The sequence below is a fragment of the Bradyrhizobium sp. 40 genome (assembly GCF_023100925.1).
Taxonomy (GTDB): Bacteria; Pseudomonadota; Alphaproteobacteria; order Rhizobiales; family Xanthobacteraceae; genus Bradyrhizobium.
This window is the reverse complement of sequence record NZ_CP064688.1, coordinates 5,251,726-5,268,931: the sequence shown is the minus strand read 5'-3', so window position 1 is coordinate 5,268,931 and position 17,206 is coordinate 5,251,726. Positions and strand designations below refer to the sequence as shown.

12 protein-coding genes and 2 pseudogenes are annotated in these 17,206 nt (G+C 63.0%); 7 read left to right on the top strand and 7 right to left on the bottom strand.

Features of this window, described 5'->3' with window-relative positions:
- Window positions 1-3 precede the first annotated feature (3 nt).
- Window positions 4-875 (bottom strand): annotated as a pseudogene (locus IVB40_RS25395) (SDR family oxidoreductase).
- Window positions 876-990: 115 nt separating this feature from the next.
- Between IVB40_RS25395 and IVB40_RS25390 the strand changes: the two are divergent.
- The 4 genes from IVB40_RS25390 (at window position 991) to IVB40_RS25375 (ending at window position 4,628) form a co-directional block, all read left to right on the top strand.
- Entirely contained in the window at window positions 991-1,800 is an 810-nt protein-coding gene (locus tag IVB40_RS25390) for a crotonase/enoyl-CoA hydratase family protein (protein ID WP_247288634.1), read from the top strand.
- A 142-nt stretch (window positions 1,801-1,942) separates the two neighbouring features.
- Window positions 1,943-3,487 carry an acyl-CoA synthetase gene (locus tag IVB40_RS25385; protein ID WP_247816661.1) on the top strand — a complete coding sequence of 515 codons (1,545 nt, stop codon included), beginning with the start codon at window positions 1,943-1,945 and terminating at the stop codon, window positions 3,485-3,487.
- A gap of 93 nt (window positions 3,488-3,580) precedes the next feature.
- Window positions 3,581-3,985, top strand: coding sequence for a YccF domain-containing protein (locus tag IVB40_RS25380; RefSeq protein ID WP_027568963.1), 405 nt, complete (start codon window positions 3,581-3,583; stop codon window positions 3,983-3,985).
- A gap of 463 nt (window positions 3,986-4,448) precedes the next feature.
- Entirely contained in the window at window positions 4,449-4,628 is a 180-nt protein-coding gene (locus IVB40_RS25375; RefSeq protein ID WP_027568964.1) for a hypothetical protein, read from the top strand.
- 133 nt (window positions 4,629-4,761) lie between these two features.
- Here the strand turns inward: IVB40_RS25375 and IVB40_RS25370 are convergent.
- Window positions 4,762-5,678 (bottom strand): annotated as a pseudogene (locus tag IVB40_RS25370) (NADP-dependent oxidoreductase).
- Window positions 5,679-6,023: 345 nt separating this feature from the next.
- Window positions 6,024-6,647 (bottom strand): TetR/AcrR family transcriptional regulator, encoded by a 624-nt coding sequence (locus IVB40_RS25365; protein WP_247816660.1) that lies wholly within the window; start codon window positions 6,645-6,647, stop codon window positions 6,024-6,026.
- 122 nt (window positions 6,648-6,769) lie between these two features.
- Here IVB40_RS25365 and IVB40_RS25360 point away from each other — a divergent pair, with 122 nt between their 5' ends.
- A complete protein-coding gene (locus IVB40_RS25360) occupies window positions 6,770-7,648 on the top strand; it encodes an SDR family oxidoreductase (RefSeq protein ID WP_247816659.1) in 879 nt (292 codons plus the stop codon).
- 97 nt (window positions 7,649-7,745) lie between these two features.
- Here IVB40_RS25360 and IVB40_RS25355 read toward each other — a convergent pair whose 3' ends face one another.
- Together IVB40_RS25355 and dctA are read right to left on the bottom strand one after the other, a co-directional pair.
- Window positions 7,746-8,909 carry a mandelate racemase/muconate lactonizing enzyme family protein gene (locus IVB40_RS25355; RefSeq protein ID WP_275992805.1) on the bottom strand — a complete coding sequence of 388 codons (1,164 nt, stop codon included), beginning with the start codon at window positions 8,907-8,909 and terminating at the stop codon, window positions 7,746-7,748.
- A gap of 32 nt (window positions 8,910-8,941) precedes the next feature.
- Window positions 8,942-10,231: a C4-dicarboxylate transporter DctA gene (gene dctA / locus IVB40_RS25350; RefSeq protein ID WP_256468230.1), complete on the bottom strand. Its 1,290-nt coding sequence runs from the start codon at window positions 10,229-10,231 to the stop codon at window positions 8,942-8,944.
- Between the two features lie 222 nt (window positions 10,232-10,453).
- Here dctA and IVB40_RS25345 point away from each other — a divergent pair, with 222 nt between their 5' ends.
- Both IVB40_RS25345 and ppc read left to right on the top strand, forming a co-directional pair.
- The gene (locus IVB40_RS25345) at window positions 10,454-11,344 is read left to right on the top strand and encodes a LysR family transcriptional regulator (RefSeq protein ID WP_027568969.1); all 891 of its coding nucleotides are present in this window, start codon (window positions 10,454-10,456) and stop codon (window positions 11,342-11,344) included.
- 827 nt (window positions 11,345-12,171) lie between these two features.
- Window positions 12,172-14,961, top strand: coding sequence for a phosphoenolpyruvate carboxylase (gene ppc / locus IVB40_RS25340; protein WP_247816657.1), 2,790 nt, complete (start codon window positions 12,172-12,174; stop codon window positions 14,959-14,961).
- 50 nt (window positions 14,962-15,011) lie between these two features.
- On the opposite strand, the gene IVB40_RS25335 is transcribed toward ppc, so the two are convergent.
- Together IVB40_RS25335 and IVB40_RS25330 are read right to left on the bottom strand one after the other, a co-directional pair.
- The gene (locus IVB40_RS25335) at window positions 15,012-16,175 is read right to left on the bottom strand and encodes an SMP-30/gluconolactonase/LRE family protein (protein ID WP_247288649.1); all 1,164 of its coding nucleotides are present in this window, start codon (window positions 16,173-16,175) and stop codon (window positions 15,012-15,014) included.
- Window positions 16,176-16,289: 114 nt separating this feature from the next.
- Window positions 16,290-17,204: an SDR family oxidoreductase gene (locus IVB40_RS25330; RefSeq protein ID WP_247288650.1), complete on the bottom strand. Its 915-nt coding sequence runs from the start codon at window positions 17,202-17,204 to the stop codon at window positions 16,290-16,292.
- Between the last annotated feature and the right edge of the window lie 2 nt (window positions 17,205-17,206).

Here is a 17,206-nt window from a genome sequence, read left to right as displayed (position 1 = left end):
CAATTACCCCCGCTTCGCACGATCCTTCTCGTTCTGCGCCATGATGCTCTCGCGCGCGGTTTTCCAGTCGTCGTCGCTCCAGTCGCGGAGCTGGTAGAAATTGCCGCCCATCGCGAGCGCCTGCGCGCCGTCCATGGCGATGGTCTCGCCGGAGATCCAGTCGCAGCCGCCGGAGATCAGGAACACGGCGACGTTCTGCAATTCCTCCATGGTGCCGACGCGGCCCATCGGGTTCATCGCCTTGGTGCGCGCGCCGGCTTCATCGCCGGGTTTGATGCGCTTGCTCATGCCCTCGGTCGGGATCTCACCCGGCGCGATCGTGTTCAGCCGGATACCGTAGCGGCCCCATTCGGTGGCGAGCGACATCGTCATGGCGTGGATCGCGGACTTGCTCATCGCCGACGGCACCACGTAAGGCGAGCCGTTGCGCACCCAGGTCGTTGTGATCGAGACACGTTGCCGGGCTGCTTCAACGCGATCCAGCGCTTGCCGACCGCATGCGTCACGTAGAACGTACCGTGCATGACAATGTTGGCGACCGCGTCGAAGCCGCGAGGCGACAGCTCCTCGCTGCGCGAGATGAAATTCCCGGCGGCGTTGTTGATGAGGTCGGTGAGGGGGCCGTCGCGAAAGATGGTTTCGATCATCTCCTCGACCGCGAGCGCGTTGCGGATATCGACGCCGTGGCTCGTGACGCGGCCGCCATACTCGGCCATCAGCTCGGTCGCGGTCTCGTCGCAGACGATCTTGCGCCGGCCGCAGATGTGCACTTCGGCGCCGAGTTGGAGAAAGCGCGCCGCCATCGACTTGCCGAGCCCGGTGCCGCCGCCGGTCACGAGGATGCGCCGTCCCGCCAGAAGATTTTCCTTGAACATGGCTGTTTCCCCCACAGTGATTGTCGGTTAATTGATCGATTGACTAAATCCGGCCGCCGTCGTCCTGTAAAGCGGCACCGAACAAGAACAGCCGGGAACCAGGGGAGAATCATCCATGGAAGAGCGCGTCTCGATCTCGATCTCGGAAGGCGTCGCCGACGTGCGCCTGGTGCGCGCGGACAAGATGAATGCGCTGGATCAGGCCATGTTCGAGGCCCTTGTCGCTGCAACCGATCGGCTTTCGAAGGAAAAAGGTGTGCGCGCCGTCGTGCTGTCCGGCGAGGGCCGCGCGTTCTGCGCCGGTCTCGACATGGGGCGTTTTGCCGCCATGAAAGAGAAGGGCGGCAACGGAATTCCGGGTGGCGAAAATCGCGACCTCACCAAGCGCACGCACGGCCAGGCGAATTTCGCGCAACAGGCGGTGTGGGGCTGGCGCCAGCTTCCGGTCCCCGTGATCGCGGCAATCCAGGGCGTCGCCTTCGGCGGCGGCTTCCAGCTCGCGCTCGGCGCCGACATGCGCTTCCTCACCCCGGATGCGCGGATGTCGGTGATGGAAATAAAATGGGGCTTGGTGCCCGACATGGCGGGCACGCCGATCCTGGCCTCGCTCGTGCGCGATGACATCTTGCGCGATCTCACCTACACCGGCCGCATCTTCTCCGCGCAGGAGGCGATGGCTTACGGTCTCGCCACGCGCATCTGCGACGACCCGCGCGCTGCCGCGCTCGACGTCGCGCGCGAGATCGCGGGAAAAAGCCCCGATGCGATCCGCGCCGCGAAACGCATGCTCAACAATCTCTCGGTCGATCCGGGCCCCGCGCTACTCGCCGAATCCGTCGAGCAGCAGAAGTTGATCGGCAGCGCGAACCAGACCGAGGCGGTGCGTGCCAATCTGGAGAAGCGCGCGCCCAAGTTTGCGGATTAGCGACTTTCTCCGTCATGGCCGGGCTTGTCCCGGCCATCCACGTTCTTGGCCCAAGGCGACAACGCAAGAACGTGGATCACCGGGACAAGCCCGGTGATGACGAGTAACGGACATCGTCGCTAAACAACAAAGAAAAACAACAATGAGCGAAACCTCAAATTTCCTCGGCATCGTCTCCGGCGGGCGCAGCCGCTCCCATGCCGAGGTCGCTGATCGTGCCGACCGCATCGCCGCCGGCCTCAGCCAGATCGGCGTCGGGCAGGGCGATTGCGTCTGCATGCTGATGCGTAACGATATCGCCTTCATCGAAGCTGCCTATGCAGCGATGCGGCTGGGCGCCTATGGCGTGCCGATCAACTGGCACTTCAAGCCGGAGGAGATCAATTACATCCTGAACGACACCGGCACGTCCGTGCTGATTGGCCATGCCGACATGCTGCATAGTCTGCGCGACGCGATCCCGAAAGGCGTCACCGTGCTCAGCGTGCCGACGCCGCCGGAGATCCTGTCCAGCTACAAGATCGATCCCGATCATCTGAAGACGCCGGACTTCGCGATCGATTTCGAATCCTGGCTCGCGCAGCACCAGCCCTATGACGGCCCGGTCGTGCCGCAGCCCATGAACATGATCTACACCTCGGGCACGACAGGCCACCCCAAGGGCGTACGGCGCAACGCGCCGACGCCGGAGCAGGCGGCTGCCGGCGAGCGCATGCGCGCGATGATCTACGGGCTCAAGCCCGGCGCCCGCACGATCCTGCCGGGCCCGCTCTATCACTCCGCGCCGAACTCGTTCGGCATTCGCGCGGGAAAACTCGGCGGCGCACTGGTGCTGATGCCCCGCTTCGAGCCCGAGGAATTTCTCGAGCTGATCGAGCGCTACAAGATCGACACCATCTTCATGGTGCCGACCATGTTCATCCGCCTGATGAAGCTGCCGGAGGAGGTGCGCAAGCAATACGACGCCTCCTCGCTCCGCCATATCATCCATGCCGCAGCACCCTGTCCGGCGGACGTCAAGCGCGCCATGATCGAATGGTGGGGGCCGGTGATCTATGAATTCTACGGCTCGACCGAATCCAGCGCCGTCACCTTCGCGACCTCCGACGACGCGCTGAGGAAGCCCGGCACCGTCGGCAAAATATCGCCCGGCGCCGAGCTGCGCTTCATCGGCGATGACGGACGCGTGCTGGGCGTAGGCGAGATCGGCGAGATCTATTCGCGCATGGCCGGGATGGCCGATTTCACCTACCACAACAAGCCGGAGAAGCGCGCCGAGATCGATCGCGACGGCTTCATCACCTCGGGTGACGTCGGCTATATCGACGAAGAGGGTTACGTCTTCATCTGCGACCGCAAGCGCGACATGGTGATCTCGGGCGGCGTCAACATTTACCCGGCCGAGATCGAGTCGGTGCTGCACGCGGTGCCCGGCGTGCATGATTGCGCGGTGTTCGGTATCCCCGATGCCGAGTTCGGAGAAGCGCTGATGGCCGTGGTCGAGCCACAGCCGGGCATCGCGCTCAACGCCGGCGATATCCGCGCGGGGCTGAAGGCGTCGCTCGCCGACTACAAGGTGCCAAAACACATCGAGATCCGCACCGGGCTGCCGCGCGAAGATTCCGGCAAGATCTTCAAGCGCCGCCTGCGCGATCCCTATTGGGAGCAGGTGGGGCGGAAGATCTAGCGGTCGATCTACGCTTTGCGTGCGTCGATACCATCCTGGCAGGGACGGATTCCGAGCCTATATAGACGGGATCATCGTCTCGCGGATCATCCCATGGCTCCCGTTTCCATCCTGCTCAACCTGCTCTGGATTCTCATCGGCGGCGCCTGGATGGCGCTCGGCTGGCTGGTCGCCGCGGTCATCATGGCGATCACCATCGTCGGCCTGCCCTGGGCGCGGGCCGCGTTCAACATTGCGGTCTACACGCTGATGCCGTTCGGCTCGCGGGCGGTCAACCGCTATGAGGTCACCGGTGTCGAAGATATCGGCACCGGCCCGCTCGGGGTGATCGGCAACATCATCTGGTTCGTGCTGGCCGGCTGGTGGCTGGCGCTCGGCCACCTCCTCACCGCCCTGGCCCTCGCGATCACCATCATCGGCATTCCCTTCGCTTGGGCCCACCTCAAGCTCGCGGGCATCGCGCTCTGGCCGATCGGCAAGGTGATCGTGCCGGCCTAGGGGAGTCGTAAGCGTCCCCGCGGCACATCCTTCGAGACGCCCGCCGTTGGCGGGCCCTCAGGATGAGGGCGGAACACGTGGCTGCACCTGCAACAAATCCCGACGCAGCTCAGCCTTATCCTGAGGAGACCGCGAAGCGGTCGTCTCGAAGGACGAGGCGCTTGCTCGGGTCGTGGGATGGGTAGAGCGCCAGCGAAACCGCAATGCGTCACGTTTCATTGCAACTTTTTCCCGCCTTCATTGTTGACGAGCGGGCGCGAACGCGGCCGCAATGTGCCGCGGCTGGCCCTTGGTTCATTCTTATCGGGAGGCGATTGCATGAAGTGGCTTTGTTTGATCGGCTTTGTGGCGGGGTCAGTTGCTCTAATACCCTCACCCTCTGCTTCGGCGATGCCCGTTGCCAAGCCGGACGCACTGGGCGCGTCTCAGACTGACACCATCGAGGTCAAGGGCGGCCACGGACATGGCGGTGGCCACGGCTGGGGTCATCGCGGCGGCCGTGGTCATCATTACGGCTGGGGCAGAGGCCGAGGCCATCACTATGGCTGGCGGCACCATCACCACTGGTAAGCGTCACTATTGTCCCGAGATCGGAGTGGTGATCACGTTTAATGCGGACCGCGAAGCACATCCGGGAGCTTGAGGACCAACTAATCTAGTAGGATGGGTGGAGCGTCAGCGAAACCTATCAAACCGTCCGCCAATGACGAAACATGATGGGTTTCGCAAGGGCTCAGCCCATCCTGCACGCTGCGTGCATTAATGGGCATGCTCCCTCAGGGACGAACGCGAATGATCGTATTCCCCTTGCGTCGCCTGGTCGGGTTTAAGGCGGTGACCGCATCGTCGAAGATCGAGATGTTGCCGATGTTTGTCCGCAATCGTCCGTCCCGCACCCGCTGGACGATCTCACTCAGTTGGCACGATCGGCCTCGACGACAAAGTCGACCGCCAGGCCGTCGGAGGGTCGCGCCTCTGCGGGCCCGACGATGGTGACCAGTGTTCCTCCGACTCCAATCAATCCTGCGGACCGCTTCTGGATGTCACCGCCGATGACATCGAACACCAGGTCGACTTTGCCGATGTCTTCCAGGGCATCGTTGTCGAGGTCGACGAACTCCTTCGCGCCGAAGTCGAGCACTGTCTGACGGTCGGCGGCGCGCCCAGAGCCGATGACGTAGGCGCCGGCCTCTCGTGCGAGTTGCGTCACCATCGACCCGACTGCGCCGGCCGCGCCGTGTGCGAGGACGCTCTGCCCCGCCTGGAGACGGCCATGCTGGAACAGCCCTTGCCACGCGGTTAGGCCCGAGACCGGCAGGCTTGCGCCCACCGTGAAGTCGACGTCGCCCGGGAGCGGCGCGAGATTGCGTGCCTCGATCGCCACATACTCGGCAAGCGTGCCGTCGCGATACCAGTCCGCGAGGCCAAACACCCGCTGTCCTACCGACAACCCCGTAGTGCCATATCCGAGAGCGGTAACCACTCCAGCCAACTCATGCCCAGGGATCGACGGCGTTCGGTCACGCTCGAGGCGATCTGTCCAGGTCGAGGGCCACGTCAACTCGGTCGGAACAAATCCCGACGCATGAACCCGAACAATGACGTCATTTATCGATGCCTGCGGCTCGGGCCGGTCCACCAGCTTCATCCCGGCCGTTCCCGCGGCCCGTTCCGTTACAACGATCGCCTTCATGGGATTACCTCCTCGGTCATTGTCTCTTGATGCAACTGTTGCTGGCAGCGTAAGCACAAAGGCTATCTACAAACTGCCGGGCGGTGTGGAAGTGTCCGCGATCTGCGCTGTCTGCATTGACCGGCTCGTATTGAGACTGCCGATCGGGTTCGCTTCGGTCGCGGTACTAGCAGCTAGATGCGTCGCGCCTGGTCATGAAACCAGTACCAAGATGGCAAATTTTGGCTGTACCAAGCGCATTCAGACGGCGCTTAGCTTGAGCGCGTGGGATGAGTAGAGCGCCAGCGAAACCCATCAAGCCGTCCGCCGATGACGAAGCATGATGGGTTTCGCAAGGGCTACGGATCAGGACGACGAGGCGATCCCGTTTTCCAGCAACACTCTGGCTGCCTCGCGGTTAGCCTGGACGATGGCGGAATCACGCGTTGACTGTGCGATCACGAGCGAGCCTTCGAACAGCGACAGGATCTGGATCACGGCCCTTTCGGGTTTGCTCAGTGCCAAGGGCTCAATGAGTGACGCTACGAAGTCGTGCAACTTTGTAAAATACGCTGCGATGGTCGCCTCTACGCCCGGGGAGTTTGCCTCCGGGCCGAATTCGGCCATTCCTTTCGCGAACGGACAGCCGCGGAATGAGGGCGCAAGGAGCGGTTGTTCGAGTGCGTCGAAAACAGCGAGAACGCGCTCCACTGGCGTGAGACCGGCTCGCTCGGTGGAGGTCGAAAGCATCTGAAACCAGACGGCGCTCTTGTAGCGCAGGTAGGTGGCGATGAGGTCGGCCTTCGAGGGAAAGTGCTTGTAGAACGTCATCTTGGCCACGCCGCTTTCGGCGATGATCCGGTCGATTCCGACAGAGTTGATGCTGAACCGGTAAAACAGGTCTGACGCCGTCTTCAAAATGCGCTCGCGCGGGGCGAGCGCATCGAGCGGTTGAATATCCACGTCCACGAAATCAAGCAGCGTGCCCATCGATCGTCCTTAACCGAGCCGTTTGCGTCACTGGACAGACTATTCTGTCAATTTAAGGATTGCAAAGACATACAGGTCTGTCTATACTTTCGTCGTGCCTTGGATGCGAGAAAGATCGTGAGATGAGCGGAAAAGTTGTGGTTGTGACGGGTGCGAGCAGTGGTTTTGGGAAACTCACCGCCTCGGAGCTCGCAAGGCGGGGTCACACGGTGGTTGCTGCCATGCGCGACGTCGCAGGAAGAAATAGCCGTGTTCGCGACGAGCTTGTCGAAGCGGCAAAGGCCGAAGGGCGTGCGCTCCAGGTCCTGGAGATGGACGTTGCCGACGAGCAATCCGTCAACGCCGCGATCGCGGATGTCGTCCGGCAGCACGGCAGGGTCGATGCCCTGGTCAACAACGCGGGAATGATGCCCGTGGGCGTCACGGAAGCCTATACGGTCAAGGATATCGAAGCGCAGTTCGCCGTGAACTTCTTCGGCGCCGTTCGCACCGATCGCGCCGTTCTGCCGCACATGCGGGCCGCCGGCAGCGGCGTCCTCATCCATGTCACGTCGCTCATGGGTCGGGTGGTCTTCCCGTTCTTCGGTGTCTATTCCGCCAGCAAGTTCGCGCTCGAAGCCCTCGCGGAAGCCTACCGCTATGAGCTTTCGAGCTTCGGCGTGGATTCGGTCATCGTCGAGCCAGGCCCGTTCCCGAGCAACCTTCTTCCATCCAGCCCCGAACCCTCCGACCACGTCGTGCTGAAAACCTATGGCGATGTCGCGGCGATCCCGGGTCAGATCAAGCAGCACTCCAACGATGGAAACGATCCGCAGAATCCGCCACAGCCCCAGCGCGTCGCGAATGCGATCGTGCATCTGGTCGAGGCCACGGAACGGCGGCCTCTGCGGACGGTCGTGATGCCCGAAAGCATGGATTTCGGTGTCCAGCGGCTGAACGAGGCCGTCGCCCCGATTCAGAACGACCTCCTTCGCGCGCTCGGCATGGCGAGCATGATTTGACGGGAAGACGACGAGGAACAAACTCTACAGCAACAGGGTCACCGCGATGGGCGGTAAGGGCGCCGCAATCAATCCGGAGCAACTCTTTGCAGCCGGCCTATTCCGCCAGTTCGCGCATGACCTTGATGAGATCCGACTTGCCCTCGAAGCCGATGCCCGGAATGTCCGGCATGACGATGTGACCGTCCTGAACCCGGACCGAATCCGGGAATCCACCGTAGGGCTGGAAGAGGTCCGGGTAGCTCTCGTTGCCGCCGAGCCCTAGACCGGCGGCGATGTTCAACGACATCTGGTGACCACCGTGCGGGATGCAGCGCGACGGCGACCAACCGTGTTGGGCTAGGACGTCCAGGGTCCGGAGATACTCGACGAGACCGTATGACAAGGCACAGTCGAACTGCAGCCAGTCGCGGTCCGGGCGCATGCCGCCGTAGCGGAGCAGGTTGCGAGCGTCTTGATGCGAAAACAGATTCTCGCCCGTGGCCATCGGAGCGGGATAGAATTCGGCGACGGCGGCCTGGAGGGCGTAGTCGAGCGGATCGCCAATCTCCTCATACCAGAACAGCGGGTACTGGCGCAGCATTTTGGCATAGGCGATGCCGGTCTCGAGATCGAAGCGGCCGTTGGCATCGACGGCGAGCTTGGCCTGCGACCCGATTTCCTTGAGCACGGCCTCGATGCGGCCGCGGTCCTCGTCGATCGACGCGCCACCGATCTTCATCTTCACGACGTTGTAGCCGCGGTCTAGATAGCCGCGCATTTCTGCCTGCAATGCGGAGTTGTCCTTGCCGGGATAGTAGTAGCCGCCGGCAGCGTAGACGAAGACCCGCGGGTTGGCCTCCTTGCCCTTCATTTCGGCCAGCAGGCGGAAAAGTGGCTTGCCGACGATTTTTGCGGTCGCATCCCAGATTGCCATATCGAGCGTTCCGACGGCCACGGAACGCTCGCCGTGACCGCCGGGCTTCTCGTTCGACATCATCTTCGCCCAGATGCGATGCGGATCGAGATTGGTACCGTCGTCGTTCAGCAGGCTGACGGGTTGGGCTTCCAGAATGCGGTCGCGAAAGCGCTCCCGGATCAGTCCGCCCTGACCGTAGCGGCCGTTCGAATTGAAGCCGTAGCCGATCACTCGCCGCCCGTCGCGGACGACGTCGGTTACGACGGCTACGAGGCTGGACGTCATCTTCGAGAAATCGATGTAGGCATTCCGGATCGGTGACGAGATTGGCTTGGTCGCCTCGACGACATCTACGATACGCATCGGCATTCTCCGTTTTGAGTTGCTGACTCGGGTTAGTGGGTTGTCTCGGGAAGTTCGTATTCGCCTGTGATGGGCTCCTTGCCATGAAGGCGCATGGCCTCCGCTGCCTGCTTCTGGTCAAAGGCGCCGTCCCACTTGGCGATCGCGATCGTCGCGATCCCGTTGCCGATCAGGTTGGTCACGGCGCGGGCTTCGTTCATGAAGCGATCGACGCCGAGCAGTAGAACGAGCCCGGCTACGGGAACGGTGTGGATCGAAGAGAGGGTCGCGGCGAGCGTCACGAATCCCGCGCCAGCGACGCCAGCGGATCCCTTCGACGTCAGGAGAAGTACGCCCAGCAGAACAATCTGGTCGCCGAAGGAAAGATCGGTGTTCGTCGCCTGGGCTACGAAGATGGCGGCCATGGAAAGGTAGATCGACGTTCCGTCGGCATTGAACGTGTAGCCCGTGGGCAGCACCATGCCGACGACGGTCTTGTCGCAACCGAGCCGTTCGAGTTTGACCAGCATCTGCGGCATCACCGCTTCGGTCGAGCAGGTGCCCAGGACGATGAGGATCTCGTCCTTGAAGTAACGGAAGAATTGCGGCAGCGAAAAACCGGCCCACGTCGCGATGCCGCCGAGCACCACGACGACGAAGAGAATGGTGGTGACGTAGACACCGAGCATCAGATAGCCGAGCGACCAGAGCGTCGCGATCCCGTACTTCCCGATCGTGAACGCGACCCCAGCCCCGGCTCCTAGCGGGGCGAGGCGCATCACAATGGCCACGATCCGGAACAGGGCGTGCAGCAGGATGTCGATCACGTTCACCAGCGGCTTGCCGTAATCGCCGAGTTGAACCATGGCGATGCCGATCAGCACCGAAACCAGGATGACCTGCAGCATCATTCCCTTGGCGAAGGCCTCCACGATCGTGGTCGGGATGATGTCGAGTAGGAACTGCACGAAACCGTGGTTGCCGTCAGCGGCCTTTACGTAGGCCGAGATCGATCCCGCATCGATGTGGCTGGCGTCGATGTTCATGCCAACGCCTGGCTTGATCACGTTGACGACGACCAGGCCGATCACCAAGGCCAGTGTCGAGACGACCTCGAAGTAGATCAGCGACTTGACACCGATCCGGCCGACTTCCCTGATGTCGCTCATCTTGGCTATGCCGACGACGACCGTACCGAAGATGATCGGCGACAGCAGCATCTTGATCAGTTTGATGAAGCCGTCGGCGAGCGGCTGAAGGCTCGTCCCGACCTGAGGCCAGAGATAGCCCACCAAACCGCCGAGCAGGATGGCAAGGAGGACCTGCACATACAGTTCGCTCAAAAGTCCGAATGATGACGCTTTTCTCAATATTTTCTCCCCTGATGGCCGCGCTGTGCCGGGCCGTGGATCGGCCTCTATAGCTGTCTGGAAAGGGCCGCTCCGATGTCCGGAACGACTTCCGTCCTGCTGCGGTGTTGTATAGCCTGCAGTGATCCGTAGGCTTCAGGCGGGGAGAAGGCTAATGCTGTTGCCGAGAATAGTTATGCCGATTTGGCATTACCGATGGAGCTGATCTGGTTTGAGGACTATCTGGCTCTCTCCGAGACCTTGAGCTTCTCCAAGGCGGCCGAAGCCCGTCACGTCACCCAGCCGGCCTTCAGCCGGCGTATCCGGGCATTGGAGGACTGGGTGGGGGCGCCGCTATTCGTTCGCACGACGCACAGCGTGACGCTCACGCCCGCCGGGGAGCATTTCCACGGCCAGGCAGAGATCCTGACCAGAGCGCTTCACCAACTGCGCCGCCAGACCCTCGAAGTGGCCGGCCGGGGCGTGGGACCGCTGTCGATCGCGGCGACGCATGTATTGTCGTTCACGTTCTTTCCGAAGTGGGTCCGGAGCAGCGAGAAGATCCTCGCCTTAGGCAATCTTAATCTGGTTTCCGACAGCATGCTGGCGTGCGAGCGGATGATGCTCCGGGGCGACGTGTCGTTCTTGTTATGCCACTACCACCGCAGCATGGGCAGCCGGCTCGATACCAGGCAATTCAAGAGCATTGTCGTAGGGACCGACACGCTACTTCCGCTCAGCGCAGCGGGCACCGGCCGGAAGCCGCGGTGGTCGCTGCAGAGCGACGAGACCATCCCCTACTTGGCCTACAGCCCGCAGTCAGGGCTGGGCCGTATCGTTGCAAGTCAGTTAGCGAAAAGAGACCTGAAGAAGATCTTCACGTCGCATCTCGCCGCGACGCTGCTATCGATGGTCAGGTCCGGAGACGGTGTCGCCTGGCTTCCGCGAACGTTGGCCGAAGACGACATCAAGGCGGGTTCGCTGGTCGCGGCCGGCGATGCCAAGTCCGTAATCCCGATCGAGATACGGCTCTTTCGCCCGGCTGCACGACAGAGTCACGAAGTTGAAGCTCTCTGGTTGGCATTCGAACCTGCAGAGGTCGGCTGAGGAAACATTCGGCTCCCATGGTGACTACTACGCCCACGGTCTTCCGACGCCAAAACACACTACATGCAGGTCAAGGAGCGGCACCGACAAATATTCTGACTGACCGAATTCACAGATTCGGGTAAACCGCAAGACATCCCGGCCCGCTAAAAGGGCGTTTCGCGATCTTCACGATACGTGAGCCGGGATGCGATGGACGCGGCAGCGCCGGCGCGTGACGAGGTGGCAGGGCGGGCTACGCCTGTGAGCCATCGCGATCTGCGCGAACGACCCGGCGCGGTCACAGCGTTTCTTTTCGGCTTCGGGAGCGAGCACGCGCAAGCTTCCGGATGTCCGGGGAGGGACGTCCGCGGACGGCAAAAGCGTGTGGTCCTGACGCCCGGGGTCTGTGCGTCAAGGCTTGCGGTGATGTGCGGCCCGACCGGGTGCGCGCATCGATCATCCGCAAGGCGACGGGGGCAATAGTGCATCGCTCCCCGGGGAGAGCGCGCCATAAGCCGTAAAACCATTGCGCAGGGAAGGCCGGATGTTCCGGCATCACCTGTGGTCACCCCCGCGTGCGTTTTTCGCATGCGGACCCTGGGTGCCAGCCGGCGCCCGGCCTTCCCTGCGCCCTTTTTTCTCGACGAGGGCGAAACGGACAGCAAACTCGGGCGCCCCCCGCCGCGAGACCGCGAATGTATGTCTGCGCCCGTCACCAAGGCGCATTCCCGCCCATGATCGGTGATGTTGCCGCGCCGCCCCCAACTTCATCTTGCGCTGCGGCAAAAAACTTGCACACTCGGCTGAGCCGGGCAGTCAAGCGAGCTCGACAAGGGGAGCGAGCCATGTCCCTCCAGACCATATCGTCCGACACCGCCGACCAACGCCCCAACCGCCCCGAGGATGTCCTGGCGCTGGAGGCAGATGCGCGGCTGCGGGACGATATCCGCCTGCTCGGGCGCATCCTCGGTGACACCGTGCGCGACCAGGAGGGCGCCGAATTGTTCGATCTGGTCGAGCGCATCCGGCAGACCTCGATCCGCTTCCACCGCGATGAGGACCGGCTCGCCCGCCGCGAGCTCGAGCAGATCCTCGACAGCATGTCGACCTCGGAGACGGTGCGGATCGTCCGCGCCTTCAGCTATTTCTCCCACCTCGCCAACATCGCCGAGGACCAGAACAACATCCGTCAGATGCGCGCCAACAAAGGCGGCGGCTCCGGCGTGCTGGCCGAGACGCTTGCTCATGCGAGGGCTGCGGGCATCGGTGCCGATGCCCTGCGCAACTTCTTCAAGAGCGCGCTGGTCAGCCCGGTCCTGACCGCGCATCCGACCGAGGTCCGCCGCAAGAGCACGATGGACCGCGAGATGGAAGTCGCAGCCCTGCTCGATCGTCGCGAGCGCGTCGCGCTGACGGCGGAGGAGGCCGCCGCAAGCGACGAGCAGCTCCGCCGCGAGGTATTGACGCTGTGGCAGACCAATCTGCTGCGCCGGACCAAGCTCACCGTGCTCGACGAGGTCGCCAACGGCTTGTCGTTCTACGATTACACGTTTCTGCGCGAGGTGCCGCGGCTGGTCAACACGCTGGAGGACCGGCTGGAGGAGGGCGGCGAGCAGGCGGCCGGCGAGCTCGCCTCGTTCCTGCGCATGGGCAGCTGGATCGGCGGCGACCGCGACGGCAATCCCTTCGTCACCGCCGACGTGATGCGCGGCACGCTGCGGCTGCAGTCGAGCCGGGTGATGCAGTTCTATCTCAATGAACTGCACGTGCTCGGCTCGGAATTGTCGATCGCGGCGCATCTCGCCGACGTCTCCGAGGAGCTGCGCACGCTGGCGGAGCGCTCGCCCGATACCTCGCCGCATCGGAGCGGCGAGCCGTATCGTCTTGCGGTCTCCGGCATCTATGCGCGCCTGACCGCAACGGCCGAAATGCTTCAGGTCGAGATCACGCGGCGGCCGGTCGGCAAGGGTGCGCCGTATGACAGCGTCGGGGAGTTCAAGGCCGATCTCGACGTGCTGCACCGCTCGCTGATCTCCAACAACGCCGGCGTGATCGCCCGCGGCCGGCTGCGGCTGCTGCGCCGTGCGGTGGACTGCTTCGGCTTCCACCTGGCCCGGCTCGACATCCGCCAGAACTCGGCGGTGCACGAGCGCACCATTGCCGAGCTGATGGATGCCGCCAATCCCGGCATGTCGTATCTTGCGCTCGGCGAGGACGCCCGCATCTCGCTGCTCACCAACGAGCTGCGCTCGACGCGTTCGCTGGTGTCGCCGTTCGTCAAGTACAGCGACGAGACCATGGGCGAGCTCAACGTCTTCCATGCCGCAGCAGAAGCGCATGCGAAGTTCGGCTCGGATGCCATCCCCCAATGCATCATCTCGATGTGCAAGAGCATGTCCGACATGCTCGAGGTCGCGGTGCTGCTCAAGGAGGTCGGCCTCGTTCATCCCTCCGGGCGCAGCGCCATCAACATCGTGCCGCTGTTCGAAACCATCGAGGATCTGCAGGCGTCTTCCACCATCATGGACCGCATGCTGTCGCTGCATGATTACCGCCGGCTGGTCGACAGCCGCGGCAGCGTGCAGGAGGTCATGCTGGGCTATTCCGACTCGAACAAGGACGGCGGCTTCGTCACTTCGGGCTGGGAGCTCTACAAGGCCGAGATCGGCCTCGTCGACGTGTTCGAGCGCCACGGCGTGCGCCTGCGCCTGTTCCATGGCCGCGGCGGTTCGGTCGGCCGTGGCGGCGGCCCGAGCTACGATGCCATCATCGCCCAGCCCGGCGGCGCGGTGAACGGCCAGATCCGCATCACCGAGCAGGGCGAGATCATCTCGTCGAAATACTCCAACGCCGAAGTTGGCCGCAACAATCTGGAGATACTTGCCGCCGCGACTCTGGAGGCGAGCCTGTTGCATCCGCGCCAGAGCGCGCCGCGGCGCGAATATCTGACCGCGATGGACGAGCTTTCAAGTCTCGCCTTCAAGGCCTACCGGGGCCTCGTCTACGAGACCGACGGCTTCGTCGATTATTTCTGGGCGTCCACCGTCATCAACGAGATCGCGACGCTCAACATCGGCAGCCGCCCGGCCTCGCGCAAAAAGACTCGCGCGATCGAGGACCTTCGCGCCATCCCCTGGGTGTTCTCCTGGGCGCAATGCCGCCTGATGCTGCCCGGTTGGTACGGCTTTGGCAGCGCCGTCGAGCAGTGGATCGCGGAGCATCCCGACAAGGGCATGCCGTTCCTCAAGGAGCTCTACAAGGAATGGCCGTTCTTCCGCATGCTGCTGTCGAACATGGACATGGTGCTGGCGAAAAGCTCGATCGCGATCGCCTCGCGCTATGCCGAACTCGTGCCCGACGAAGCTCTGCGTGAAAAAATCTTCGGCCGCATCCGCCGCGAATGGCATTCCTGCATCGAGACGCTCTTGGACATCATGGGCCAGGACCGGCTGCTGCAAGGCAATCCGCTGCTGGAGCGCTCGGTGCGTCACCGCTTCCCCTATCTCGACCCGCTCAACCACGTGCAGGTCGAGCTGCTGAAAGAACATCGCGCGCAGAACCCGGACGAGCAGGTGCTGCGCGGGATTCAGCTGACGATCAACGGGATCTCGGCGGGACTGAGGAATACGGGTTGAGAGGCGAGTAGCGAACCGTACGGTTCGCTACTCGCCACTCTATTAATCGCTCACGGCTTCATCGCGCCCTGCACACTGGTGTAGACGGCATAGAGCGATGTCGAGCCACAAATATAGAGCCTGTTTCGCTGCTGACCGCCGAAGCACAAATTAGCGACGGTTTCCGGAATATGAATCTTGCCCAGCAACTCGCCGGAGGGCGTGTAGCAGCGTACGCCGTCTTCGTTTGCGTCCCCCCAGCCCACCGAGCACCAGACGCGTCCTTCGGCGTCACAGCGGACGCCATCGGTGATGCTCGGTTTCGGCATCTCTGCGAACACCTTGCTGTTCGACACCTTTGCCCCGGCGACGTCGAGATCGAACACGCGGATATGCGACGGGTTGTCGGGCCCATCCGTGAAGCCGGTGTCGCAGATGTAGAGCTTCTTCTCGTCGGGCGAGATGGCAAGCCCGTTCGGCTCGACAAAGTCGTCGACGACGACCTTGACCTCTCCGGACTTCGGATCGACCCGGTAGACGTTCTTCTTCTCCTGCTCGGGCTCGGCCTTGATTCCTTCGTAGAAACCGCCGATGCCGTAGGCGGGATCGGTGAACCAGATTGCGCCATCGGCCGTCACGACCGCATCGTTGGGCGAGTTCAGTCGCTTGCCATTGAACTTGTCGGCGATGATGGTGATCGAGCCGTCGAGTTCGGTGCGCGTCACGCGCCGACCGCTGTGCTCGCACGTGATCAGGCGTCCTTCGCGATCAATCGTGTTGCCGTTCGAGTTCATCGAGGGCTGGCGATAGACACTGACGTGGCCGTCGTCCTCCGAGAAGCGCATGATGCGATTATTCGGAATGTCGCTGAACAGCAGGTATCGCCCGGCCGCGAAATATACTGGCCCCTCGGCCCAGCGGAAGCCCGTTGCGACGCGCTCGACGGCCATGGTGCCGGCAAAGGCGGGAAAGCCGGGGGGCCCAAACGATGGCGGCCCCTTCTTGGCGGATTCCAAATGGGCGTCCGGATAACGGCTGCCCGGCAGTGGTCCCAACGGCAGCGGCGCGGTCGATCTTGTCGGTGCACCCGTCTGGCCCAAGGGCGTTACCGACGCCCCCAGGGCTGCGGTCATGGTGACGCCCGTCGCCGCGACTGCTGCCGCGCCCTTCAGCAGGGTGCGGCGCGCGAGAACAGGCTCATTGACGTCGGTGGAGATGGTCAGTGGGTTTGTCATAGTCGCCTCCCATTCTTTTGTTTGGGAGAAAACTGTCCGCCTGCAATCGGGCGTAAAGCGGGCGATCCCCGGCTGGACAACCGGAGATCGCAATGCAGCAAAGGTGGAATTCGCTTACACGGGATCCCAAGGGAAGATGTCGGCGGAGCGGTCGAGCTTGTAGAACGAACCTTTCAGCGCCGGCATGCCGTGTTCCGCGATCGATTGCGGCGTCCAGCCTTCGCTGCGATGTACCGAGCGCAGCGGACGGTTCTGGCTGAACAGGAACAGCTCGTTCATGCGTGCGCCGAAGATCTGCCCGGAGACGTCCTTGGCGGCGTCGGAGAGCAGATAGGCGCAGACCGGCGCGATCTTCTCCGGCCCCATCTGCTTGATCTTCTCGACCCGCGCCTTCTCCGCTTCGGTCTCGGTCGGGATGGTGCCGATCATGCGCGTCCAGGCGAACGGCGAGACGCAGTTGGAACGGACGTTGAAGCGGCCCATGTCGAGCGCAATCGACTTCGACAAGCCGACGATGCCGAGCTTGGCGGCGGCGTAATTGGCTTGTCCAAAGTTGCCGATCAGGCCCGAGGTCGAGGTGAAGTGGACGAAGGAGCCGCTCTCCTGCTCGCGGAAGATCCGCGCCGCGGCGTGGCTGACGTAGAACGAGCCCATCAAATGCACCTTGATGACGGCCTCGAACGCTTCCACGCTCATCTTGTGGAAGATCATGTCGCGCAGGATGCCGGCATTGTTGACCACGCCGTCGAGCCGGCCGAAATGATCGGTCGCGGTCTTCACGATCTTGCTGGCGGGGATGGCTTCGGCCACCGACTCGAAATTTGCGACGGCGGTGCCGCCGCGCTTCTTGATCTCCTCGACCACCTCCTCGGCGGGCGCGGCGCTGGTGCCGGCGCCGTCCGCGGCGACGCCGGGATCGTTGACGACGACCTTGGCGCCCTCGCCAGCGCAAAGCAGCGCGATCTCCCGTCCGATCCCGCGGCCTGCGCCGGTGACGATGATGACCTTGTCTTGCAGTGATTTGCTCATGT